Source organism: Corynebacterium sp. HMSC034H07 (genome assembly GCF_001815175.1).
GTDB lineage: Bacteria > Actinomycetota > Actinomycetes > Mycobacteriales > Mycobacteriaceae > Corynebacterium > Corynebacterium hiratae.
Genome location: NZ_KV819545.1, coordinates 87,271 through 110,541, shown reverse-complemented (window position 1 = coordinate 110,541; position 23,271 = coordinate 87,271). Strand labels below are relative to the sequence as shown.

Annotated in this window: 18 protein-coding genes and 1 tRNA gene; 9 read left to right on the top strand and 10 right to left on the bottom strand. The window is 60.9% G+C overall.

Translation table 11 applies throughout. The annotated features are described in order from the left end of the window. Positions 1-15: 15 nt before the first annotated feature. Genes HMPREF3009_RS12525 through HMPREF3009_RS12515 form a run of 3 tightly spaced genes read left to right on the top strand, consistent with a single transcriptional unit; the run spans position 16 to position 3,098 of the window. Positions 16-1,239 (top strand): cation:proton antiporter, encoded by a 1,224-nt coding sequence (locus HMPREF3009_RS12525; protein WP_070510984.1) that lies wholly within the window; start codon positions 16-18, stop codon positions 1,237-1,239. Between the two features lie 13 nt (positions 1,240-1,252). Beyond that, positions 1,253-1,864, top strand: coding sequence for a DUF1707 SHOCT-like domain-containing protein (locus tag HMPREF3009_RS12520; protein ID WP_232761141.1), 612 nt, complete (start codon positions 1,253-1,255; stop codon positions 1,862-1,864). A gap of 10 nt (positions 1,865-1,874) precedes the next feature. Then, the gene (locus HMPREF3009_RS12515; RefSeq protein ID WP_070682334.1) at positions 1,875-3,098 is read left to right on the top strand and encodes a pyridoxal phosphate-dependent aminotransferase; all 1,224 of its coding nucleotides are present in this window, start codon (positions 1,875-1,877) and stop codon (positions 3,096-3,098) included. 95 nt (positions 3,099-3,193) lie between these two features. On the opposite strand, the gene HMPREF3009_RS12510 is transcribed toward HMPREF3009_RS12515, so the two are convergent. Continuing rightward, on the bottom strand, positions 3,194-4,462 hold the full coding sequence (locus tag HMPREF3009_RS12510) for an HNH endonuclease signature motif containing protein (RefSeq protein WP_070682330.1): 1,269 nt from the start codon (positions 4,460-4,462) through the stop codon (positions 3,194-3,196). Positions 4,463-4,583: 121 nt separating this feature from the next. Here HMPREF3009_RS12510 and HMPREF3009_RS12505 point away from each other — a divergent pair, with 121 nt between their 5' ends. Then, positions 4,584-5,810, top strand: coding sequence for a YibE/F family protein (locus tag HMPREF3009_RS12505; protein ID WP_070682327.1), 1,227 nt, complete (start codon positions 4,584-4,586; stop codon positions 5,808-5,810). Here the strand turns inward: HMPREF3009_RS12505 and HMPREF3009_RS12500 are convergent. Further along, positions 5,740-7,086, bottom strand: a complete 1,347-nt coding sequence (locus tag HMPREF3009_RS12500) for a UDP-glucose dehydrogenase family protein (protein ID WP_070682324.1) — start codon at positions 7,084-7,086, stop codon at positions 5,740-5,742. The genes HMPREF3009_RS12505 and HMPREF3009_RS12500 overlap by 71 nt on opposite strands. A 54-nt stretch (positions 7,087-7,140) precedes the next feature. Beyond that, positions 7,141-7,713 (bottom strand): dCTP deaminase, encoded by a 573-nt coding sequence (dcd, locus tag HMPREF3009_RS12495; RefSeq protein ID WP_070682319.1) that lies wholly within the window; start codon positions 7,711-7,713, stop codon positions 7,141-7,143. Between the two features lie 87 nt (positions 7,714-7,800). On the opposite strand from dcd, the gene HMPREF3009_RS12490 reads away from it, so the two are divergent. Next, positions 7,801-7,874: transfer RNA gene (locus tag HMPREF3009_RS12490), tRNA-Gly, on the top strand. 356 nt (positions 7,875-8,230) lie between these two features. Then, positions 8,231-9,160: a class C sortase gene (locus HMPREF3009_RS12480; RefSeq protein ID WP_070682316.1), complete on the top strand. Its 930-nt coding sequence runs from the start codon at positions 8,231-8,233 to the stop codon at positions 9,158-9,160. An 85-nt stretch (positions 9,161-9,245) separates the two neighbouring features. Here HMPREF3009_RS12480 and HMPREF3009_RS12475 read toward each other — a convergent pair whose 3' ends face one another. The 7 genes from HMPREF3009_RS12475 to HMPREF3009_RS12450 all read right to left on the bottom strand — a co-directional run bounded on the left by HMPREF3009_RS12475 (position 9,246) and on the right by HMPREF3009_RS12450 (position 21,433). Beyond that, a complete protein-coding gene (locus HMPREF3009_RS12475; protein ID WP_070682314.1) occupies positions 9,246-12,737 on the bottom strand; it encodes a prealbumin-like fold domain-containing protein in 3,492 nt (1,163 codons plus the stop codon). After that, complete coding sequence (locus tag HMPREF3009_RS13195) at positions 12,737-13,639, bottom strand: prealbumin-like fold domain-containing protein (RefSeq protein WP_083312751.1); 903 nt, start codon at positions 13,637-13,639, stop codon at positions 12,737-12,739. Before HMPREF3009_RS13195 ends, HMPREF3009_RS12475 begins: the two co-directional genes overlap by 1 nt. A gap of 4 nt (positions 13,640-13,643) precedes the next feature. Then, positions 13,644-14,552, bottom strand: a complete 909-nt coding sequence (locus HMPREF3009_RS12470) for a class C sortase (protein WP_049378962.1) — start codon at positions 14,550-14,552, stop codon at positions 13,644-13,646. 193 nt (positions 14,553-14,745) lie between these two features. Beyond that, on the bottom strand, positions 14,746-16,221 hold the full coding sequence (locus HMPREF3009_RS12465; RefSeq protein ID WP_070682311.1) for a SpaH/EbpB family LPXTG-anchored major pilin: 1,476 nt from the start codon (positions 16,219-16,221) through the stop codon (positions 14,746-14,748). Positions 16,222-16,860: 639 nt separating this feature from the next. Beyond that, the gene (locus tag HMPREF3009_RS12460; RefSeq protein WP_070682308.1) at positions 16,861-18,642 is read right to left on the bottom strand and encodes an ABC transporter ATP-binding protein; all 1,782 of its coding nucleotides are present in this window, start codon (positions 18,640-18,642) and stop codon (positions 16,861-16,863) included. 3 nt (positions 18,643-18,645) lie between these two features. Then, positions 18,646-20,337 carry a VanW family protein gene (locus HMPREF3009_RS12455; protein ID WP_070682306.1) on the bottom strand — a complete coding sequence of 564 codons (1,692 nt, stop codon included), beginning with the start codon at positions 20,335-20,337 and terminating at the stop codon, positions 18,646-18,648. 34 nt (positions 20,338-20,371) lie between these two features. Further along, the gene (locus HMPREF3009_RS12450; RefSeq protein ID WP_070682303.1) at positions 20,372-21,433 is read right to left on the bottom strand and encodes a glycoside hydrolase family 3 N-terminal domain-containing protein; all 1,062 of its coding nucleotides are present in this window, start codon (positions 21,431-21,433) and stop codon (positions 20,372-20,374) included. 58 nt (positions 21,434-21,491) lie between these two features. On the opposite strand from HMPREF3009_RS12450, the gene HMPREF3009_RS12445 reads away from it, so the two are divergent. From HMPREF3009_RS12445 to HMPREF3009_RS12435, 3 genes are all read left to right on the top strand, one after another. After that, complete coding sequence (locus HMPREF3009_RS12445) at positions 21,492-21,995, top strand: universal stress protein (RefSeq protein ID WP_070682299.1); 504 nt, start codon at positions 21,492-21,494, stop codon at positions 21,993-21,995. 31 nt (positions 21,996-22,026) lie between these two features. Then, positions 22,027-22,224 carry a DUF2613 domain-containing protein gene (locus HMPREF3009_RS12440; protein ID WP_010188604.1) on the top strand — a complete coding sequence of 66 codons (198 nt, stop codon included), beginning with the start codon at positions 22,027-22,029 and terminating at the stop codon, positions 22,222-22,224. 2 nt (positions 22,225-22,226) lie between these two features. Further along, on the top strand, positions 22,227-23,271 hold a 1,045-nt coding region (locus HMPREF3009_RS12435; RefSeq protein WP_118783650.1), incomplete at its 3' end, for an alpha-(1->3)-arabinofuranosyltransferase domain-containing protein.

The following is a 23,271-nucleotide window of genomic DNA, read 5'->3' as shown; positions in this document are numbered from 1 at the left end:
GGTACGCTCTACTCCATGCAATCTGACGTGACCTACGTCCTCGCCTCGGGCGAGACCAACTACACCAACTCGCTGGTGTCCTTCGCATGGATTATGGCGGTGGCGCTGCTGGCGCCGTTGGTGTCTCATGCCCTGGGCAAGAAGATGCCGGCCGTGGCGCTGCTGATTTTCTTCGGCATGCTCATCGGCCCATCGATGTTGGACCTAGCAAATGAGGACCCCGGCATCGGGATGCTCAAGGAACTCGGCGTTGGCGCGCTGTTCCTGCTTGCGGGCTTTGAAATTGACCTCGCCACCCTGAAGTCGAAAGAAGCCGCGACGGGGCTCTCCACCTGGCTCATCTGCATGGTGGTGTGTGGTGTTGGTGCCTACTTCCTCATGGACGACATCCCCGGCGCCATCGTCATGGCAATTGCTTTGACGTCGACGGCCCTGGGCACCATCACGCCGATGCTCAAACAGGACAAGCTGCTTGGCACGCGGGTAGGCGATTCCGTGGTCATCCACGGCGCCATCGGTGAGGTCGCGCCGATTACCGCGATGGCGCTCCTTTTGGGAACGCGCTCCACCTGGGCAACGATGCTGATTCTTCTCGCTTTCATCGCGATTGCCGTGGCTGTCGCTGTCATGCCTTTTGCCATAACCACCCTCATGCCGTGGTTCAAGGAAGCATTCATCTCCGGGGCGGGCTCCACTAACCAAACCATCATGCGCCTCATCATTTTGATTCTGGCGATTCTCATGGCGGTCACGGCGGTCTTTGAGCTCGATATCGTGCTGGGTGCCTTCGCGGCGGGCATCATCTTGAACCGCATCGTGCCCGACGAGTTTCATAAGGGCTTGGAGAACCGCCTCGACGTGGTGTTTTATTCCATGCTCATCCCCGTCTTCTTCGTGGTCTCTGGCATGGCGATTGACTGGAAAGTCATCGTGGACGAACCCCTCAAGGTCCTCGGCATTCCGCTGCTCATCTTGGTCACCCGCGGCCTGCCGGTGTTCCTGCGCGAGAACATCCACCAGACCGGCTCCGACGTCGAAACCACCCGCGAGCGCATCCAGGTGGCCCTTTACGCGGCGACCGGCCTGCCCATCATCGTGGCGGTGATGACGCTTGCGGTGGGTTCGGGCATCGTCGATACAGAAATGGCCTCGATCTTCATCGCCGGCGGTGCCCTCACCGTCGCAATCTTCCCGTTCCTCTCCGGCCTCGTGCGCGAAAAGGCGGAAGAAAAGGGCTGATAGAATATAGGGCGTGACTAATCCCTTCAGCATGCGGCTTTCCGACGCCGAACGGACCGACGCCGTCAACGACCTCGCCCAGGCGCTGGGTGAAGGCCGTCTGACCATGGATGAGTTTGAGGACCGCACCGACGCCGTCATGCGCGCCACTACCCGCCGCGAGCTGGCAGAAGTCTTCATGGATATCCCCACCAAGGCCAGCAGCGAGCTGAAGATTTACTCCCAGGGCGACGTCGCGCGCGCCTACCAGTCAACCCGGAAACCCCGCTTGGCCACCGCACTGGTTGGCTCCCTCGGGCTCCTTTTCGGAGCGATCGCATCCTTCGGCACCCTGTCCGGCGCCACCGCCGCACTCACCGGCACCGGCCTGCTTTTCCTCATCCCCGCGTTGTGGATCATGCTGTACGTGGCCAAGGTGGGCCCGGAGTCTTGGCACCTGCCCTCAGCGCGGCAGATTGAGCGCCAGCGCATGCGCGAGCTTAAGGCCGCGGGCGCCGAAGAACGCGCGCAGATGCGGGCGTTGGAGCAGGCGCAGTGGGCGGAGAGGCGTCGCCAAGCAAGTGAAATTACCGGGGATGCGATGAATCTGGCCAAACGCAAGCTGGAAGAGTGGAACCAGAAGTAACATATCCGGCATGACTCACAACCGGATTTTTGATCAATCCACCAAACTACAGGGCGTTGCCTACGATATTCGCGGCGAGGTTTCCACGGAAGCCGAGCACATGGAGCTCGACGGGCACAGCATTCTGAAGCTCAACACCGGCAACCCGGCGGTGTTTGGTTTCGATGCGCCGGATGTCATCATGCGCGACATGATTGCGGCGCTGCCGACCTCGCAGGGCTACTCCACGTCGAAGGGTATTATCCCGGCGCGGCGCGCGATTGTGACCCGCTATGAGCTGGAGGATTTCCCCAGCTTCGACGTCAATGACGTGTACTTGGGCAACGGCGTCTCCGAGCTGATTTCGATGGTGACACAGGCGCTGCTTGACGACGGCGACGAGGTTCTCATCCCCGCCCCTGACTACCCCCTGTGGACGGCGGCGACGTCGCTGGCGGGTGGCACACCTGTGCACTATCTGTGCGATGAGGAGGATGATTGGAATCCGTCCATTGAAGATATTCGCGCGAAAGTAACGGAGAAGACCAAGGCCATTGTGGTCATTAATCCGAATAACCCGACGGGTGCTGTGTACTCGCGTGAAACGCTGCAGAAAATCGTTGAGGTAGCACGCGAATACAATCTGCTGATTCTGGCGGATGAGATTTATGACCGCATTCTTTATGACGGCGCGAAGCACATTTCGATTGCCTCCCTGGCGCCGGACTTGCTGACGATCACGTTTAATGGCCTGTCGAAGGCCTACCGCGTGGCCGGCTACCGCGCCGGCTGGATGGTGCTGACGGGCCCGAAGTCCCATGCCCGCGGTTTCATTGAGGGTCTGGATTTGCTGGCGGGCACGCGCCTATGCCCGAATGTGCCGGCGCAGCACGCAATTCAGGTCGCGCTTGGTGGGCGGCAGTCGATTTATGAGCTCACCGGTGAGGGCGGGCGCTTGCTCAAGCAGCGCAACATTGCCTACGAGAAGCTCAATGAGATTCCGGGCGTGTCCGTAACGAAGCCGATGGGCGCGCTGTATTGCTTCCCGCGCCTGGACCCGGAGGTGTATGAGATTCACGATGACGCGAAGCTCATGCTCGACATCCTGCGCGCCGAGAAGATCCTCATGGTGCAGGGCACCGGCTTCAACTGGCCTACGCCGGATCACTTCCGCGTGGTCACGCTGCCGTGGGCTTCGCAGCTGGAGAACGCGATTGAGCGGCTCGGCAACTTCCTGGTGAGCTACCGCCAGTAGCACTGCACACTACTGACAACTAGGCTTCCCACAATCGGGCAGGAGCAAAGAGGCGCGCTCGGTTCAAAAGCGTGCGCGCCCCCTTGCCTCAAGCACTAGCGGTCGGGCGGAGCGGGGCTTCCCGGCTCGGAACGTGTCGGCGGCGTGGCGGGTTTGCGGGGAGGGGCGAATCCATGGCCCGTGCCGGCTGTCTCGTGTTCGCGGATGCGCTGGGCGCGCGGCGCGCGATGCGGGTGGGCCGGTTCCCGCGGATCGCGGGGGCCGGCCGGTACCCATTTAATCTTGCCGTTTTCGCGCACAATGCGGCCGCGACCCGGCAAGCCGTTGATGGCGTTGTGGTATTTGCACAGCGGAGTGAGGTTCTCGGGGTTCGTTTCGCCGCCGTGTCTCCATTCTGTGATGTGGTGTATCTGGGAATAATCGGCGCCGCACAGGCAGCGATCCCAGGCGCAGGTGGGTTGCTCACCGCAGGCCATGATGCGCTGCTTCTCCGAGGCGACGCGCTGGGTGCGGTGGAGTTCCACGGGGCCTTTGACGCGGTCAACAATCATGACGAGGCCTTCTTCGGCGAGCTCGCGCTCGATGAGCTCTTTGCCCGTGATCTTGGCGCCGTTGGATAGCTGAATCACTATATCCCCGAGGTCTGGGGCTGCGTTGTCCTGAGACTCGTCGGCGCAGCTACTGATAGTGGGCTGGTCCGAAGGAGAATTTGGGGCTATTGGAGCGGCGGAAGCAGGATCCGCGGAATCGGGGCGCGGGGTGGACGGGTCGCCCAAGCGTCCCAAGATTGTGGCGTACTCGGGAAGCTCCATGACGGCGAGGGTCTGGGCAACGGGGCGGGCGAGGCGGCCCTCGCGAAACGCGGCCGTGAAGGAACCCACAGGATCCTCCTCATCGATATTGGGCCGCAGGTCCTCGATGAGTGCAGCCGGAGCCGTGAGCGTGAGCTTGGATAGCTCCTTTCCCCGGCGAATTGTCACTCCCGGCTTCGGCGCGGGCGGCGGGCTGAGCTCGCGAATGCGCTTGCGCGCATAGCGGGCCACGGCCTTCTCATCGCCAGCGATTCCGCACAGCTCAATGCGCAGATCCCACGCCTGGTGCTGTTTCTTCAGCCTTCCTGCGAAGCGCTCAATGAGCAACAGCGTGGGCAGGTCGTGCCCATTGGCACGGGCGGCCGAAACGGCACGCGCCTGTTTGCGGGTGAAGGAGGTGGAGGCAAAGTAGACGTCGAAAAGCGCCAGCAGAGAGCGTGCCGCAGACTCCGGACCCCACACCCGAAGCTGCTCGAAGCTGAGCCCCGCAACGCCGGCGACGAGCTCGATGCCCGCCGCCTGGCTGCGAAGATGCGCTTCCACAAGGTTCATGCCAGCAACGCTAAACGCCCCACCCGCACCGCACAACGGCGCCGCCGCCAGCCTGTGGATAACTTGTTGATCGTGTCATCATTAGTTTTCTTTTTAATGAAACTCATTCACAATGATAGGCATGACTAACCTGAATCCGTGGCGTACTGGGCTCATCAGTTTTCTTAGCCTCTCCGCCCTGATAACGCTTGCGGGTTTGTTTCTACTACGCCCCACCACCCCGCCATCCGAGCACACCAGCGCCGATTTCTTCGCTACCTATGCGCTCAATCAGCCACAGGTGACCGGAACCGTCGACCGCATCGATCATCATCTTTGCAGCGATCCCCATGCCGGCCGGGCTTTCGACGAAGCCCCGCTCATCCCCGCCGAGGGCGACGACACCTCCTGCTCCCGCGCCCTCATTGACCTGACCTCCGGCGCAGACGCAGGCCGCAAGACGCAGCTCGTATTCTATGGCGTGGCCAGTGACCCGACCCTCCACCCCGGTGACGAGGTAATTCTGACAGTTTCCAGCGACGGCACCTATGCCTTCGCTGATTTTCAGCGCAATGGAAACCTTGCGTTGTGGGCTATCATCGCGGCCCTTGTCATCGTCGGCTTCGCCGCTTGGCACGGACTGCGCGCATTGGTGGGTCTTGTAATCAGCTTGGCAATCGTCTTCTTCTACCTCATCCCCTCCCTCATCGAGGGCCATTCGGCGCTGCCGCTGGCGCTCGTTACCTGCGCGGCCATCCTTTTCCTCGCCGTTCCTCTCGTGCACGGCGTGAACTGGAAATCCGCCTCCGCCCTGGGAGGAGCATTGGTGGCGCTGGCGTTGTCGGGGGCGTTGGGGTGGGCGTCGATAAGCAGCACGGCACTGACGGGTTCCAGCTCGGAGGATAACCTCAAGCTGCTGCTCTACATGCCGGGGGTTTCCGTCGTGGGAGTGCTGCTGTGTGGGTTCATTGTGGGCGCATTAGGCAGCCTCAACGATATCGCGGTGGCGCAGGCCTCCACCGTGCGCGAGCTCAACGCCGCCGACCCCACAGCCGGGCCCGGCGCGCTTTTCATGTCAGCCATGAAGGTGGGCCGCGACCATATCGCCTCCATGGTGTACACCATCGTGCTGACCTATACCGGCGCGGCCCTGCCGCTGCTCATGCTCATCACGGCGGCACAGCGCCCAGCCCTGCAGATCCTCTCCAGCGACCTCGTCGCCACGGAGGTTCTGCGTTCCCTGCTGGGTGCGATGGCCTTGACACTCGCGGTGCCGCTGACCACCGTGATTGCGGCGTTTACTGTGCCGGAAGGACGCGACCAAGCGCTTCGACGTTCCAGCCCGCAGCGCGCCAAGCATCGACGTTGAGCACGTTGCGGCCGTCGATGATGTGGCGGCGGGCCACGAGCTCACCGGCTTCCGCCGGGTCGAGGTCGCGGAATTCCTGCCACTCGGTGGCGAGGATGACCAGCTCGGTGTCCTTGAGTGCCGCGCTTGCCGACGCCGCGTAGTTCAACGTCGGGAACACCTTCTTGGCGTTCTCCATACCTTGCGGGTCATAGACCGTCACGGCGGCACCGGCCAGGGAGAGCGAACCGGCCACGGACAGCGCCGGCGAATCGCGGACGTCATCGGAGTTGGGCTTAAAAGCGCAGCCCAGCACGGTGACGCGGTGGCCGAGGAGGGAGCCGTCGAAAGCCTGCTTGGCCAGGTCCACGACGCGGTCGCGGCGGCGCATGTTGATGGCGTCGACCTCGCGCAGGAAGGTCAGGGCTTGGTCGGCGCCGAGCTCACCGGCGCGTGCCATGAAGGCGCGGATGTCCTTGGGCAGGCAGCCGCCGCCGAAGCCTAAGCCCGCGCCGAGGAATTTGCGGCCGATGCGCTCGTCGTAGCCGATGGCGTCGGCAAGCTTGACGACGTCCGCCCCTGCAATCTCGCAGATTTCAGACACGGCGTTGATGAAGGAAATCTTGGTGGCCAAAAAGGCGTTAGCGGAGACCTTGACCAGCTCGGCGGTCTGCAAGTCGGTCACGATGAACGGGGTGTTCTGTGCCAGTGGCTGGGCATAGACCTCGCGGGCAACCTCTTCGACGTTACTTACACCGTCGGCGAGCCCTGCCTCGCCGACGCCGAGGACGATACGGTCCGGGGTGATGGTGTCCTTGACCGCGTATCCCTCGCGCAGGAACTCCGGGTTCCAGGCAATCTCCACGCTGGTGCCCTCTGGGGCCAGTTCATCGGCCATCTCCTGCAGCCGCGCCGCGGTGCCTACCGGGACGGTGGATTTGCCGAAGATGATGTGCTCGCCCTTAAGGCGCGGTACGAGCTCCGTGATGACGGACTCCACGTAGGTGAGATCCGCGGCATAGGAGCCGTGGGCCTGCGGGGTGCCGACGCCGAGGAAGTGCACGTTGGCGAACTCCGCGGCGTCATCATAGCTGGTGGAAAAATCTAGGCGGCCGGCCTCGATGTTGCGCTCGAGTACCTCCGGCAGGCCAGGCTCGTAGAACGGCACGCGGCCGCCCTTCAGAGCTTCAATCTTGTTTTCATCAACATCTACACCGAGTACCTCGTGGCCGAGCTCCGCCATACAGGCGGCGTGTGTCGCACCTAGGTAGCCGGTACCAATAACAGTCATACGCATAACCGGCTATTTTAGGCGCTCCTGTGCCTGCTTGCCCGACGAGGTGCAGAATGTTTAGCGGAAGTTCAGATAGGACTTCGACGGTGTTGGCCCGCGCTGGCCTTGGTACTTCGAGCCCAGCACGCCGGAGCCGTACGGCGCCTCCGCCGGCGAGGACATCTTAAAGATGGCCAACTGGCCCACCTTCATCCCCGGCCACAAAGAAATGGGCAGGTTAGCGGTGTTGGACAGCTCGAGCGTGATGTGCCCGGAGAAGCCCGGATCGATGAAGCCCGCCGTGGAGTGCGTCAGCAGACCTAGGCGCCCCAGGGAAGACTTGCCCTCCAAGCGACCCGCCAGGTTCGCTGGCAAAGTGAACTTCTCCAGCGTGGCGCCCAGTACAAACTCACCTGGGTGCAGGACGAAGGCATCGCCCTCGGCCACCTCCACCTCGCTGGTGAGGTCCGGCATCTCCTGCTTGGGGTCGATATGCGTGTAGCGCGAGTTATTAAAGACGCGGAAGAACTTGTCTAGGCGCACATCGATGGATGATGGCTGGACCATCTTGGCGTCGAAAGGCTCGATGCTCAAACGCTCGGGAGCATCAGCGGCGATGGCGGCACGGATATCACGATCAGAAAGAAGCACGGTTGATAGTCTACCTCCCCACTGGGCCTTTTATGGCCTCGGGCGGCGGCGGTGCTAAGCTTTATGACGATGCACATTCTGCATTGCGCCGACGTAGTTTAATGGTAGAACTGCAGCTTCCCAAGCTGCTGGCGCGGGTTCGATTCCCGTCGTCGGCTCCACTTATCTTTCCAGCTCATGGACTAATTTCATACCTGCAGGATGGACCATGACAGCCCCTATCTTCACGCCGAAAACCACAGCGGAGCTTCGCTCTGAGCGTGAGCATATACTTCAAGATCTTGCGCCCCGCACAATCGATGAACTCCGCGAACTTCGTGCGATAGATCAAATCCTAACTATCGATGAGGCCATTCTGAATCAGTATGAAGCTCTGTGTTTCGTTATCGGCGACTAGGAACAGATATGGTTTCTCTCAGGACTGCACCTTCCCTAGTCTGAGCTTCTAAAAATCTCTTCAAGCGCCCCACGTCAACTCAAGGGTGCGCGGCAACAGACTCCACACAGGCAGGACACAATGGGCAAGAACGAACCAGCGGGAATCACCGACGCACCCAAGAAAAAAGGCACCAACCACAACGCCATCATCGCGTTGATCCTGATTCTCGTCGGCCTTGGCGTCCTGCTCTACCCCGTCGTAGCCACGCAATGGAACAACTACAACCAGTCCCGCGCCGCGGAAGAGTACGCGAAGCTCGAAAAACAAGCCCCGCCTGAGGTTCTGCACACCGCGTGGGAGGAAGCACAAGCCTACAACGCCGGGTTGGGCCAGATCAGCATCGACGACGCTTGGACCACCACCGATGACGAAGACTCCCCCGAGTACCAGCGATACCGCCAGTACCTGTCGGTATTGTCTGAGACCGATGCCATGGGCCGCATCGTCATCCCTTCCATCGATTCTGATCTGCCTATTTATCACGGCACGTCGGAGAAGGCACTCTCCCGCGGTGCGGGCCACCTCTACGGCACGGACCTACCCGTCGGCGGCGTAGGTGAGGGCGAGGGTCGGCACGCAGCACTTTCCGCCCACACAGGCCTACAAAATGCCACGCTGTGGGACAACCTCACCAAGGTCAAGAAGGGGGATGCCTTCTACATCGCCGCCGGCGGTGAGAAGCTCAAATACGAGGTACACGATATTCGGGTCGTCGAGCCTGCGGACACCAGCTCGCTCCACCGCGTACCGGGCCAAGACCTCGTTACGCTCATCACCTGTACTCCCTACGGCGTAAATACCCACCGCTTGCTCGTCACCGGCCACCGAGTGCCGATGGATCCGAAAGACGAGGCCGCATTCAACAGCTCGGGTGTGCACTGGCAGTGGTGGATGTGGGCCATTCTGGCTGCCGCAGCCATCATCATGCTTCTACTCATCTACTGGTGGCGCAAATATGTCAGCAACGCTAAGGACGCCGTGCTTGACGACGACCCGCAGGACTCCTAACCGACAATGAATATGCAATAAGGCCCGCCCTTCCCTGGTTGTTGGAAGAGCGGGCCTTTTCTAAAAGTAGCTGCAAGCGCTGGTTCTATGCCGGGCGACGTCGCAAGGCAAGGCACCCTGCCGCGACAATAGCGGCACCAGCGAGAGCCCACAGGCCTACGCCTTCACCACCGGTCTTGGGCAGCGCACCCTTGGTGATGTCAGCGACCTGAAGGACGCCGATCTTCTTCACGCAATTGTCAGCGGTGTCAGACTCAGCGCACCTATTACTGGTGATCGCGGTCCCTCCAGAGAGCACCTTGATGACTGCATTGCCATCCTTATCCCAGTCCGTGGAGAACTTGATCGGCGCGGGCAGCAGGTTATAGCCGTTCGGCGCCTTGGTCTCGATGAGGTAATAAACGCCAGGGGCGTCCAAACCTTCGAGCTTCACACGGCCCGTGGTGGTGGTCGTGGACTGCTTCACCACAGGGTTAGCATCAGTGTTGACGCTGCCATCCGCGTTTAGCTTCAGCTTTCCGTCAGCATCACCGCGATGGACGGTGAACTGCGCGCCACCGAGCAACTCGTCGGTTTGAATCTTGTCCGGCGCGGCTGGATCATAGCTAACCTTTTCAAGCAGGACATCCATCTGCTTGGTCTCCAGCGGGATACAAGAGGTGTCTTTCCAACCGCCCATCTCTGCCTCGTTCATGAGGCCAAAGTTGGGTTCATGTAGGCCATCCTTGGTGTAGCAGCGGGAGTTACCGGCAGGCTGACTCGGGTACCCGGCAGGGACGGATGTGCTATTCAATTTGGTTCGATCCAGCTTGAAGCGCACCGTCACCTCGTAGACGTGCTGCCCGGAGCTTCCATTGACGCCCTTGGGCTTAATGATCTTTGGAGTGTCGTTCTTGTTGAGTTCATACGGACCGGCCCCCTGGTACGACTGCGGCTGGCTGGTCTTGTTGAACTCGTCCTTGAAGACCACAGTGGCCCCAGTAACCGTGGCGGCACCAACGAACTTCGGGGTATCCGTCAGCTTTCCGTAGATCACCTCATTGGTGTCGAAGCCGGGAGCATCCGGGGCGGCTACTACGACGTTGTACTTCGCGGTATATTCATTCGCCGCACCAGGAACAGGTTGCGGTGCACTGTCGACAGCAACCTTGCTGAAGCAGGCTTCAGTAGCAACGTTGTCGCTACCGGCCTCACCATCAGTGGCTTGGAAAGCCACTTTGTTCGGGCTACACACCGTCTTGAGGTTGCCGTATTTATCCGTTCGCACCGGCGCAGAGACGACATACTCTACCTTCGCGTGTCCGGGAAGGGTACCCACGTAACCCTTCATGTACCCCACCTCACCACTTGTGGCTGACGGCACGTCCATCCCGGCGTAAATGCCGCTCTCAGGTTTGATCTCATTGGGCCCCGGACCACTGCCGTTGACCACGGTAGATCCCGGACCAAAGCCCTCAAACTTTGCCGTGGGGTCGGTAGCGTTCACACCATAGTGAGTATCCGTTGGTAGGTATTCCCAGAACGTACCACCCGAGCTGGCATTGTCCGTAGTGTTTTCCACGGAGATAGTCCAAAAAGTCCGCACCTCACCGTCCACCACCTTGGTCTCGGAGCGTTGCTTCTTCACCGCAATGTTTGATTGCAGCGCTGGCGGCGGCGGAACTAGGTCGGAGGCCGCGTCCGTGTTAAATGAAGCAGGCAGGTTGTTCATTATGTTGACCAGCTCGAACTTCGGGCTATCATCATCTGGGTTGGTGATCTTTAGCTCAAAGCCCAGCTGATTCGCATTCGCACTACCCGAGCCAAAACCCAGGTTTCCATTGGAGTAGGTCCACGCCTTGCCCCAAGAAGCAGAGGGGTTCGAGATCGTGCGCCCATCCAAGGTCTTGATGCCGGTGAGATCCCAGGTCCTGATGTCGCCGGTCTGTGTGTCAAAGCGTTCAAGGATAAGCTTGTCGCCTGCCTGAGCCTTACTCTGGAAACCCCACATATACTTCTGGGCTTGCGGGAGCACCGCCCAGTCCTCCGAGTAGGACTTCTGGCTTCCTAGCACGCGTTGAGCCGTGACTTTGTCGACGTCGACCTTATAAAGGTGACGGCTACCAGAAGTGGACGTGTTGCCCACAAAGAATCCCTCGCTGGTGTACACGCCAGCGTTGAGGAGATCCCGGTCGCCGCTCTTTTCAAACGGGGTACCGGTACTTCCGGCCTTTAAAATAGGCCCAAGATTATATACTTCACCGGTTGCCGGATTGATCTGCAGGAGATTTCCTGCAGGGTAGCAGGGATCACCATTTTGACCGCGAATCTGGCTTACCGCATAAAGCCAGTTATCACTCGAATCAAAGGCTAGAGCATTGTACACCCAGGGAGTGGACTCTCCCACCTGGCGAAAGTCTCGGCCTTGGTTGACTTGACGGCTCAGAATGGAAGTGTCTCGGCGAAGATCCTTAGGTTCACTGGTTACAACGTAGACAGGGCTACCGTCGGCAAATTCAGCTGGGGTGAGATCGCGCTTTGGCTGTCTGCTTGTAACCGGATCTTGGCACTCCTCTTTCGCAGGAACGGTGAAGGAAGCTGTAAACACTGTATCGGCTGGCCCGCGGTGAACACCCTTAAACTGAATCTGTGCGGTGCCACCAATAGTAATCTGCGGCAGGATGACTTGGTATTCCTTGGCGCTAATCCTTTTGTAGGTCACCTTCGCCTCATACCAACCTCCGTTGGCACCGGTGTAATAGATCGTCAGGTCATCAGGGTTAGTCGATAAATAACTGTTAACGCTGGATTTGAGGGTAACCACCGTGCCTTGCGGAATGGACAGCTGGCCGCCAAAAAGCTCACCGGCCGGAATCTTAAAGTTCGGGATATAGCGGCTTCCCTTGAGCACGTAACCATCGTTTTGCATCGTGATGGTTCGGTCGCCTGCAGCGTACGGGGTAATGTTCGGTGCTGCCATCAGGCGAGCTGGAGCCTCGTCAACGTCAGCAATTTCCAGCGGCTCAGTCACTTCCGAAGGAGCTTCTGGGGTTTCGCTGGATTCCGTTGAAGACGTGCTGGGCGTCTCCTCGGCTACTCCCCGCACATCGACGGACATCCCACTAAGTTCGGAATCCTCTGCGACCGCTGGGGTCTTCAATGAGAAAGCTGCTCCTGCTGGCACGTCAGTAGAAAGGCCAGTGATTCGGAAAGTCACTGAAGAGCTGGTTGATTTTACAACGAGGTTGTCTCCTTCGCGGACGGGGATCTCTTCGCCGTCGATAGTCAGTGTGTAGGCCGAGCCTTCGAACTCCAGTCCTGCAGTCTCAACAGTGAACTCCAACTCCTCCACGGTTCCGGCGTCAACAAAGTGGCCTTCAAATGTTGCGGAGTCGCCAGCAGTCAGGCTCAGCTGGTCTGCAGAATCGAGCTCGGTGCGCAGAGCCGTGGTTTGTGCTTCGGCGACGGCACCAACGATTCCGGGCAGAGCAGCCGGTGCAGCAACACCAACAATGAGAGCCAGTGCAGCAATGAACGCCGCAAAAGCTCGCCAGCGGTACACTACCGGCTCGGCCGGGTGAGCATCTGTCCAGGACATTAGCGTCCCTCGCTTTCTGAATTCTTCCTGCGACTAAAGGCAATCATCACGAAACCAGTGGCGATCAACACCATCGCTGCGGCAACCACACCGAGTACTTCTGCACCGGTCATTGCCAATGAGCCGCCATTCCCTTGCGAACGGTTCGGGGAATCTGAAGTTGTGTTTGTACCAGATTCCGGGTTGTTAGGTGGCGTTGTCCCAGGCTCGTGCGGAGTCTCTCCTGGCTTCGTCGGTGGAACCGGGGGAATCAACGGAGGGAACACCGGCGGAAACTTTGGCGTTGTCCGCGGAGTACTCGAGGTTGTCGATGGAGTATTCGGGGTTGTCGGGGCCGTGGGGGTCGTCGGCGGCGTCGGCGTTTCACCCGGTTTGTGGGTCTTGGCCACAATCACTCCTGGTACTGGTTTCGGGTTATCTACCACCGTGTGGAATGGAACCGCCACCACAAACGGGTTTATCTCTCGGTAAGAATCATCCGGCGCTGTAGACGTCACCACATAGAAGCCATGAGCTAGACCATCAAACGTCACCTCGCCATTGGCATTGGTGACCAGATCCACGTGCACATCGGTGCGCCAATCACGAACCTCGTCGAGATTCGCGTTCCGTACGCGGGCTGCGTCGTCAGCGTTGGTCGGGTCCAAGCCGGCAAGCCGGTCCAGATGAATTGTGACACCTTGGATTTTTCCCGAGGGCGCCTGGCCATCGTCGTTGGGATTGCCTTGTGTCAGCCGAATTGTCACTGTATCCGTAGCCGAAGTGCGTTCCGCACCAGTGGACTGCTGCCCGGCAACCTGCACCGCTTCTGCAGCAACGACGCCCGGCCCTGCGAACGCAACCGCACACGCTACTCCGACGGCAACCACTCGGGCCGACCATGCATTTGTCAACCTCTTCATCGCCTTACTCCCGCACGCTACTTTCCTTATTAATAACTTCTTGCACCCCGGTAGCCGCCTTCTGGCGACGCAGCCACCACACCAGCCAACACCCAATGACAATCACCGCAGCCAACAGCGCGTACATCCACCATTGCCAGCCCGGACCATGGGAGTTTTCAAACACCGACTCCTCCCCAGGCTCCATAGGAACCTGATGGCCACGCACCAGCAAGCGATGCGTGTTGATCCCGTACGGGGTGCACGTAATCAGTGTGACGTAATCCTGATCAGCGACTGGCCGTAGGCCATCTACCTCGCTCGGCAGCACAACTTGAATGTCGTCTACGACGTACTTCAATTTGTGGCCAGCAACCTGGATATAGAACACATCTCCCTCGGTGGCAGAGTCGAGGTGATCAAACATCGTCGAATTTGCCAGACCCGTATGCCCCGTAATGACGGAATGGGTTCCTGATCCACCGACCGGCAGGTCAGAACCATACAAATGCCCCAAACCACGCTGCAGTGTCTTATCTGCGGTGCCATGAAACACCGGAAGATCAACGTCTACTGCTGGGAACACGAGGCGGGCCATCGCTTCGGTCTCACCCAACTGCTTCAAATAAGCCTCATAGTCGGGATTGTCTACCCCGATACGGTTCAGCCACGGATCCAAGATCGGACCCGACGTATGTTCTTCGTTGTATGCATGTGCAGCATCCCACACCGAATCCTGCACCTGCGCCGGTGTCTCTTTATCCAGTCGCGCATATTCCTGCGCCACTCTTGAGGCGTTCCAATTGTTCCATGCGGTCGAGACCACTGGGTACAGCATCACCAACAACCCAACGACAACGATTACCGCCGGAAGGACTAGGCCTCCACGGCGCCTGTGCCGTCGGCCTGCATTTTGGCCTACCACCGTAGTCAACGACCCGCACCACCCAAAACAATGCCCCACGCGCTAGCGCAGCGCGACCGGGATTACAACGAAAGAGAATGAAGGGGACTGAAGTCTATACCTAGCCCAGTCCCCTCACTGGGTCGAGCACCATATTTTGATTACCCGACCCGCAGCGCAGACCATCATGGACAGTCTGCGCCACCGGAACTACGCCCGGCTATTAGTTGCGCGCGGTACGACGAGCGAACCAAGCACCAGCAGCAACAATTGCTGCGCCAATAGCAGCCAGGATGCCCACACCGGCACCACCGGTCATCGGCAGGTTCGGGGTATCCTGCTTGACGTTGTCAACGTTAGCAACCAGAGTCACCGCGTCATCACCTTCTCCGGTAGCTGCGATGTCCTTGCGGGTGAAGTTGATCTCCACCGGCTTGTCCAGCTTGGCGTAGCCAGCCGGAGCCTTGGTCTCCCTCAGGCAGAACTTCTTCGCGTCAGTGACCTGTGCGTTGTCTGCGAAGTCAGTGACATGCAGGCCATCGATAGTGAAGGTACCGTCGGCGCCGGTGGTCCACTTACCTACTTCACCAATCTTGATTTGGGAACCCAGGTCAGAGGCCGAGGTGCACTGGTAGAGCTCGAACTCTGCGCCTTCCAGAACCTTGCCGGCTTCCTTGCCGTCCTTCTTCACGACCTTCAGCTTGCCGTGGTAGGTCACGACCTCGTTGGTCTTGTTCTTGACTTCCTTGCCGGTGTTCGGGTTATTGAAGATGACATCAGCCTGGTTCTTCAACTCAGTGGTGTCGCCAACCTCCTTGCGCTTTACCTCGAAGGTCAGGGACATCTTGGCACCGGACTTGACCTTGGCAAGGCCCTGGTCGGTCAGCTTAACGACGAGCTTGTTTCCGTTCTCAGCCGGATTGTTGACCTCGTAGTCACCGGCACCCAGATCGGTCTCTCCAGCCTTGACCTCGGTGACCTTCTGGAAGTCCAAACGCTGGTCCAGCTGATCCTCGAAGCGGAAGGCGGTCAGGCTCTTACCCGCACCCCAGGTCGGAGCATCCGCGTTGATGGTGTAGGTGTACGCGTCCTGGATGTTCTGATCTGCATCCTTGACAGTCTTCTTGGTCGTGGTTTCCGTGTTCTTCGGGTACGCGATGACGTCGTAGTTCCAGGCATCCGATGCCTTGTTAACCATCGGCACCGACACGATGAACGGAGCGCCGGCAACGATGCCGTCCGGAGCGTTAGTTTCCTCTACCAAGTAGATGCCCAAAGGCAGATCAGTGAAAGCTGCCTTGCCATCAGTGCCGGTGGTTTCTTCCTTGGTTTCCGCAGTCTTCTTGTCGTCCTTGACGTCAGCAGCGGTCTTCGGGAACGTCGCCCAATCACCGTTCTGCAGATCGTAATCGAGCTTGGTGATCTTGTAGGTGACGCCAGCGAGCGGTTCGCCCGGAACGCCTTCCATCTTTTGACCGGTAGCTGCAGTACCAGACTCAGCACCCTTCTTCTTGAAGAGGGTGATAGAGCCCTTTTGGTTGAAATTGATGTTTGCCTTGTTCACGGCGCCCTGCTCAGCAGCAGGCTGTGCATCGACAGCACCGTCTTGCGCCAGGGCCCCCGGAGCGGAGATACCCATAGAGAGGCCAACGACGGCAGCGAAAGTAACCGAACGAGCGGTACGAGAGATCTTGTTCACGGAAACTGGTCCTTTACACGAGTTCTGAAATGAGGCACCGCGCCTCATTGGCTGTGTGCAATCCATTCCCCACGGTTCACGCACCATGACCTGACTCGTTGCTAAGTATCTTTCGCCTGCCGAGAGTAGTTTTCAGGTTGAAACGTCTACGCAGGCCCCAACCTTAACTAACGATAGCCTGTGGATTACATAACTAGATTCTACCCCAGCGTGTTGGGCAAAGTCCCCGACTAAAGCTCCTCCCCCGCAAAACCGGCTAAACTTCTCAAGAATCCGCACGGTCCACCCAAACGTGAAGACTCCTTCTGCAGTTCAACTAATGCTTTCGAGACGTCATCTAGTTTTGTGTGAAACTGAACACATTACCCCTTTAAGGGGGTAAGCCTGCTCGATTTTACACCCGTTACATAGAATGCAAGCTTCACGCAGGAGAGTAGCTTCCCAGAGAGCACCTTCCAACGACGACGAAACGAACCATATATGCTGCCAATACCACCAGGTAGAACATCCCCTTTGATGACCCATAAAAGGAAGCGTCACCAAGAGCGCTCAAGGTACCCTGAACTCATTTAGATTCTCAGCCTTCAACAGCCCACGTACCAAAGAGTTAATAGCGTTAAGATTCCTGACAAGAGCTCTCTACGTACTCTGAGCCTCGTCGACAGCACGAAGAAGCGCCGCATAGGCACCGCCGCACGCAAGCAGCTCGGCGTGGGTGCCGCGCTCGACCACGCGGCCAGCGTCGAGGACGATGATCTGGTCGGCATCGCGGATAGTGGACAGGCGGTGGGCGATGACCAAGCGGGTAGCATCCGCGCCAAGCACTGCCTCCTGGATGGCGCGCTCCGTCTCGTTGTCGAGGGCGGAGGTGGCCTCATCCAAGATGAGCACCCGTGGTTGGCGCAGCAACGTGCGGGCAAGCGAAAGGCGCTGCTGCTCACCGCCGGAGAAGCGGTAGCCGCGCGAGCCCACCACTGTGTCCAGACCTTCCGGCAGCGCGGCGATGACCTCGTCCACGCGCGCGGCGTTAAGCGCCGCCCACATCTGTTCCTCACTCGCATTCGGCTGCGCGAAGAGGAGGTTCTCCCGCACCGTGCCGTGAATCAGGTAGGTCTCCTGGGAGACCACGCCAATGACCTCCGCGCGCTGCTCCGGCGGAATGTCACGCAGGTCGACCCCGCCTAAGAGCACGGCGCCTTCAGTTGGGTCGGCCAAACGGGCCAGAAGCGCGGCCACCGTGGATTTACCGGAGCCTGTATGCCCCACAAGTGCGGTGGTGGTGTGGGCAGGGATGGAAAGGGAGACGTCGGAAAGCGCGTCGGTGTCGGTGCCTGGGTAGCGGAAGGAAACGTGCTGGAGGGTGAGGGAGGCGTCGGCAAGCTGGGCGGGCTCGGTGGACTCCTTGAGCTCCAGCTCCAGGTCCAGGTACTCGAAGATGCGGCTGAACAGCGCCATCGACGCCACCCACTGCGCGCCCACGTTGAGAAGGCCAGTAATGGGGCGGAAGATCTGGGTCTGCAGAGTCGAAAAGGCGATGAGCGTGCCAATCGTAATCCCCGGGCGCAGGCCGGCAACCAGGTAAATCAGCGCCGGCATCACGCCGAAGATGATTTGGGTCAGCGCCATGCGCCAGCGCCCGGCCAGCTGAGACTCCAGCTCCAGTCGGATGAGGGAGCGGGAGGTCTTCTCAAACCCGTCGTAGACGCGATCCTGCGCTCCCAACGTGGTGGCCAGGCGCATGCCGGAGACGGACAGGTTCTCCGAAATGGTCTGTTGCAGTGTTGCCTGCGCGCGGCTGTTTTTCTCCATGAGGCTGCGGCGCAGCACGGCGGCGCGGCGCGTGAGCCACACTGCAGGCGGCAGCACCAGCAAGGACAGCAACGAGAGGGTCGGCGAGAGGGCCACCATCGCCACCAGCGTGGCCACCGTCATGGTGAGGTTACTGGCCACAGACGTCGCAGTGGTGGTCACCATGCCGCGCATCGCCGCGATGTCATTGGTCAGGCGCGATTGAATCTCACCGCCGCGGTTGTTGGTAAAGAACTGCAGGGACTGGCGCTGCAGGTTGGCAAAGACCTGCGTGCGCAGCTCGTGCATGATGGTGTGCCCCACCCGCGCGGACAGAAAGGACTGGATGACGCCGATGGCCTGAGACACCACCGTGATGGCCAGCATGCCGCCGACGAGCCACAGCAGCAGCGCGGTGTCGTGTTCGGGAATGGCCTCATCCACGGTGCGGCGCACCAGGAAGGGCTGCACCACCGTCAGCCCGGAGGTGGCGATGATGAGCGCTACCACCAGCAGCAGCGTGCCGCGGTGCGCGGCGAATAGGCCGGCGACGCGAGCAAACTTCACTGGGTGCTGGGCCAGCTGATCGACGTCCGCCGGATCCTTCACCGCAGTGTGCATCGGCCGCGTCATGGCTTAACCGCAGGTAACGATGGGCTGCGGATCGTACACCGTGGTGGTGGTCTCCCGGGAGATTTCCTTGCCGGACAGATCCTTGATCACGCGGGTATCGGACGTCGTAAAGCCCGGCGCGCCAGACGACGGCGAGCAGTCCTCGCTCACCGACTTGCGCTGCGGCTCGGTCTTGGCCCAGCGGCCGTTGTTGATGGATTCGACGTCAACCGTCTTCACGCCCTTGAAGCGCACGGTGATCTCGTCACCAAAGCTGGTTTCGATGCGCACCGGGTGGTTGGAGGTGTTCTTAAACTGCAGGTCAATTGCGCCTTCGTACACGGTGGCCTCGCGGCCAGCCGGGTAGCGCGAAATGTAATAGGAGTGCGGGGTGTGTGCCACGTCCTCCATGCCGGCGAAGTAGGCCGCGTTGTACAAGGTGGTGGCGAACTGAGAGATGCCGCCGCCCACGGCCTTGCCCGCGTGGCCGTCGATGATGATGCCGGATTCCACATAGCCCTGCGCGGTACCGCGCGGGCCGGTGTAGCCGTTGAGGGAGAAGGTCTCACCCGGGTTGACCACGGCACCGTTGACCTCCTGGGCCACCAGGCGGATATTGGTGCCGGAGGCCCCGGAGAAACCGCCGGTAGAAAACTCGGACACGGTCTCATCGAAGGTGGCCTTCTCTGCCATTTCCGTGGTGAAGTCTGCGGGGTCCGGCTTGTAATCGGCATCCCATTCGCGGTCGTCCTCGCTGCTCACACGGTCCTCGAAGCCCTCGAGGGTCTTCTCCCAGTCGATGATGGAGCCATCCACCGAGGGCGTGATCTGCTTGTCGTTGCCGCTGAAGGAAATCTTGGCGTTGGTGCCGGGCACCTCGGAGCCTTGCATGCGCTCTTGGAAAAGCTCGCGCGCGCGGTTCTTGTCCACCTTGAGGCGCAGCTCGCCGTCTTCGGCGGCGATGGAGACGAACTGGGAAATCTCCGGCTTGCGCAGGGTGCCGGCGGTGTTGTTCTCGCCCTTCAGGGTCAGCGGGTTATCCAGCGCGCGGGCGGCATCCCCGGTGCGCATGGCTTCAATCGCTTCATCATTAATCTGCGGCTCCACCACCATTGGCTCAACCTCGACGCCCTCGGGGTCGAGCCAGTGCTTGACCACACCCTCGTGCAGCTCCCCCTCTTCGACTGCCTGGCCGAGCTTGGGTTTGGTCTCCTTGAGGGAGCCGTCGATAAGCTCCAGGTTTCCGTCCTCCGGTTCGATCTTCAGCTCGTTGCCGACGCGCTCGAGCTGGCCGGAGAGCTGGCCTTCATCGATGTCCACGGCGACAGGGATTTCCTGGGTGGGCTTGATGAAGCTGTACAGGCGCGAGAAGGGGTTCAGGGAGGCGTCAGGAATGCCGTCGACGGCCTTCTGATAATTCAGGCTCAGGCCAGCATCTTGAGGGATAAGCTGCGAGCTTTTCTCCCCGGCGCGGATATCCACGGGCTGGGCCGCGACATCCCCGAGTTCCTGCTCCAGCTTCTCCACCGCAGCGGTGCGCTCCATACGGGAGATGTCCACGCCGCCGACCGACGTCGCGCGCGGAACCTTGTGCTGGTTGGCCATCACGTCCCACGCATAGGCGATGCCGGCGATGAGTAGGAGGCCGACGAGGACACCAAGGGTGACATGAAGCCCCTTGCGTCGCTGCTGCCTATGTCCGATTGCCTTTTTCACGTGTACGAGATTAACGCCTGCCAGCTAGTTTTTACTAGTTACCCTCCTGCTGGGCCACGACTTCCACGGCCGCGTCGATGACCGCGTTGATGTCCTCATCGGTGGACCACAGCGGCATATCGGCCCCGGCTTCGAGGGCTGCGGCCACGGCCTCCGGCACGCTGAAGTTCTCCGAGATAGAAGCCATTCCTCCCAGGTCATCGGTGTAAATCGTGCCCTCGAAGCCCAGCTCCTCGCGGGCTAGCTGGTAGGCCCGCGGGTTGAGGGAAGCGGGTTCATCGCCGAGGCCTGGAACCACGAGGTGCCCCATCATGAGAGCCGCGTCCGGAGCTTGCGGGATTGCCGTGTGGAAAGGCACGAATTCGTGGCCATGCAATTCTTCCAGGGGCGGGGTAACGGCCTCACCCAGGTGCGTGTCCCCGGAGGCGCGCCCGTGGCCGGGGAAGTGCTTGAACACGGCCTTCACGCCGGCAGCCTGCAGCCCGCGGGCAAAGGCCGCGCCATACTCGCCGGCGGCCTCCGGGTCGGTGGAGAAGGCGCGGTCGCCGACGACCTCCAGGTCTCCCCCATCCACGTCGAGCACCGGGGCGAAGTCCACCGTCACGCCGTGGGCGCGCAGGCTGTGCCCGATTTCCGTGGCTAGGGCCTCGACCTCTTCTGGGCTATGGCCCTCCGCCATGGCCTGCGGGGAGGGGTAGTCGCCCAAGATTTCGGAAAAGCGCTGCACGCGCCCGCCCTCGAAGTCGATGGACACCTCGAAGTCGCGGCCCATCTCCTCGCGCAAAGCGTTCACTCCCCGCGGGCCATCGCTGAGCAGCTCTGGATCAGCCCAGCTCGGGATGAAGAGCCCGCCCACGCCGGCTTCCAGCTTCGCGCGGGCATCGTCATAGTTCAGCGCCGGCGGCATGAGTTTGGCGGCGGCGCGGGCGCGGACGTCCTCGGGCGCAGCATCCTGCGGTGTCGAGTCCCCCGACGCGGCGCTAGTGGGCGGGGCACTGGTTTCGCTGGGCGGGGCGTCGGAAAGCGCAGGCTCCTCGCTACACGCGCTCAGCGCACAGCTAGCACTCAACAGGAGGGCAGGCATTGCTTTTCTCATGCCCACCAGTGTGCCTGAAGCACCCGCACGGGCAACACCTGGTTGTTAGGATGGCCACATGAATAACGGAGAGACCATGCTCATTGCCTATGACGGCTCCGACCGCGCCGACCGCGCCCTCGAGTACGCCGCGCGGCTCCTGCGCCCCACCGACGTCGAAATCCTCACCGCCTGGGAGCCGTCCGCGCGCCAGGCTGCCCGCGCCGTCAGCCGCACCGGGCTGCACCAATCCACGGTCTCGCCGGACAGCGTGGAGGACGATCCGGCCTACGAGGAGGCCCTCGCCATCTGCCGCCAGGGCATCGCCAAGGCGGAGACCTTGGGGCTGCGGGGCCATGCCCACCTGGTGGAATCCGTAACGACGATTCAGAGCGCGATTGTCGACGCCGCCCAAGAACTCAACATCGACGTCATCGTCACCGGCACCCGCGCGCTCACCGGCTTCCGCTCGCTGTGGACCAATTCCACGGCGGAGTACATCGTGCGCAATGCGGGCCTGCCGGTCTTCATCGTGCCGCCGGAGAACGATGAAGAGGACGACGCGGAAGAAAGCGACTCCTAAAGGCAGCTTTTAGCTGCTAGAATCTGGCGCCATGGCATTCGACAGCGATTCCCTCAACAAGCGCACCCTGGGCCCGGCCCTGGGCAGCGCGGTCGTCGGCGTGGCGTTGGGAGTCGTGACCATCCTGGGCATTGCCCAATTCTCGCAGGCAGATGCCGTGCCGAACGATAACTCCGTCAAGGCCTCCGACGCCGTGATGGGCGGGCCGGAGTACGGCTCCCGCGAGTAAGCGTGCGCGCACGCATCGGGGGGCTTTTCTTTTTAGCCCTCGTGGTTCTTCTGCAGCCGTGGGGGCTGACCGCTGCTGATACCAAGCACGATCTGGTGGCCAACCCGGGGCATTTTTTGCGCGGCGCGCTGCATGCTTATACCGATACTTTCACGCTAGGCCAGCTGCAAAACCAGGCCTATGGCTACCTCTTCCCGCAGGGCTTGTTCTTCTTGCTGGCGGACCCGCTGCCGGATTGGATAGCGCAGCGCGCCTGGTGGTTCCTGGTCCTGGCGGTGGGCTTTCTGGGCTTCTTCCGCTTGACCCACACGGTACTTCCCGCCGCCCCTCGCTATGCCGCACTGATGGGCAGCCTCCTCTATGCGCTCTCCCCGCGCACGCTGACCACGCTGGGTGCGATTTCCTCGGAGACCTGGCCGGTCATGCTGGCACCCTGGGTGCTGCTGCCCTTCTTGCGGCCGGGCCGCCTGTGTTGGCGGGATGCCGCGCCCTCGGTGGTGGCGGTGGCGTGCATGGGCGCGGTCAATGCCACGGCCACGCTGGCGGCTTGCCTACCGGCGGGTGTGATTCTGCTGTGGCGGCGCGCGGGCAAGGCCGGCCTGGCCTGGCTCGCTGGGTGCGCGGCGGTATCCGCGTGGTGGATTACCCCGCTGCTTATCCTGGGCCGCTATGCCCCGCCCTTTACGGAATTCATCGAGTCCGCTGGCGTGACCACACGCTGGCTCAACCTGGCGGAAATTCTGCGCGGCACCACCAGCTGGGCGCCCTTTGTGGATACCGAGCGCGTTGCCGGCAACGAGCTGGCCACCGAGCCGGTCTTCGTGCTTGTCACCGTGGCCGTTGCCGCCTTGGGCCTGGTGGGCCTGGCCCGCCTGCCGCGTCTGTGGGGTGTCATGCTACTAGTGGGCGTGACTGTTATGGGCACGCATGCCGCGTGGTACCTCGACGCGCTCGACGGGCCGTTGGCCGCGCTGCGCAATGTGCATAAATTCGACCCGCTGGTGCGCATCCCGCTGGTACTCGGCGTGGCCGCGATTGCCGCCCGGG

Excerpts from the sequence above, each read along its gene's own strand:
- HMPREF3009_RS12525 (WP_070510984.1), top strand. The coding sequence starts at position 16 with ATGCAATCTGACGTGACCTACGTCCTCGCCTCGGGCGAGACCAACTAC.
- HMPREF3009_RS12515 (WP_070682334.1), top strand. The coding sequence starts at position 1,875 with ATGACTCACAACCGGATTTTTGATCAATCCACCAAACTACAGGGCGTT.
- HMPREF3009_RS12510 (WP_070682330.1), bottom strand. The coding sequence starts at position 4,462 with ATGAACCTTGTGGAAGCGCATCTTCGCAGCCAGGCGGCGGGCATCGAG.
- HMPREF3009_RS12505 (WP_070682327.1), top strand. The coding sequence starts at position 4,584 with ATGACTAACCTGAATCCGTGGCGTACTGGGCTCATCAGTTTTCTTAGC.
- HMPREF3009_RS12500 (WP_070682324.1), bottom strand. The coding sequence starts at position 7,086 with ATGCGTATGACTGTTATTGGTACCGGCTACCTAGGTGCGACACACGCC.
- HMPREF3009_RS12480 (WP_070682316.1), top strand. The coding sequence starts at position 8,231 with ATGGGCAAGAACGAACCAGCGGGAATCACCGACGCACCCAAGAAAAAA.
- HMPREF3009_RS12475 (WP_070682314.1), bottom strand. The coding sequence starts at position 12,737 with ATGTCCTGGACAGATGCTCACCCGGCCGAGCCGGTAGTGTACCGCTGG.
- HMPREF3009_RS13195 (WP_083312751.1), bottom strand. The coding sequence starts at position 13,639 with ATGAAGAGGTTGACAAATGCATGGTCGGCCCGAGTGGTTGCCGTCGGA.
- HMPREF3009_RS12460 (WP_070682308.1), bottom strand. The coding sequence starts at position 18,642 with ATGACGCGGCCGATGCACACTGCGGTGAAGGATCCGGCGGACGTCGAT.
- HMPREF3009_RS12450 (WP_070682303.1), bottom strand. The coding sequence starts at position 21,433 with ATGAGAAAAGCAATGCCTGCCCTCCTGTTGAGTGCTAGCTGTGCGCTG.
- HMPREF3009_RS12445 (WP_070682299.1), top strand. The coding sequence starts at position 21,492 with ATGAATAACGGAGAGACCATGCTCATTGCCTATGACGGCTCCGACCGC.
- HMPREF3009_RS12440 (WP_010188604.1), top strand. The coding sequence starts at position 22,027 with ATGGCATTCGACAGCGATTCCCTCAACAAGCGCACCCTGGGCCCGGCC.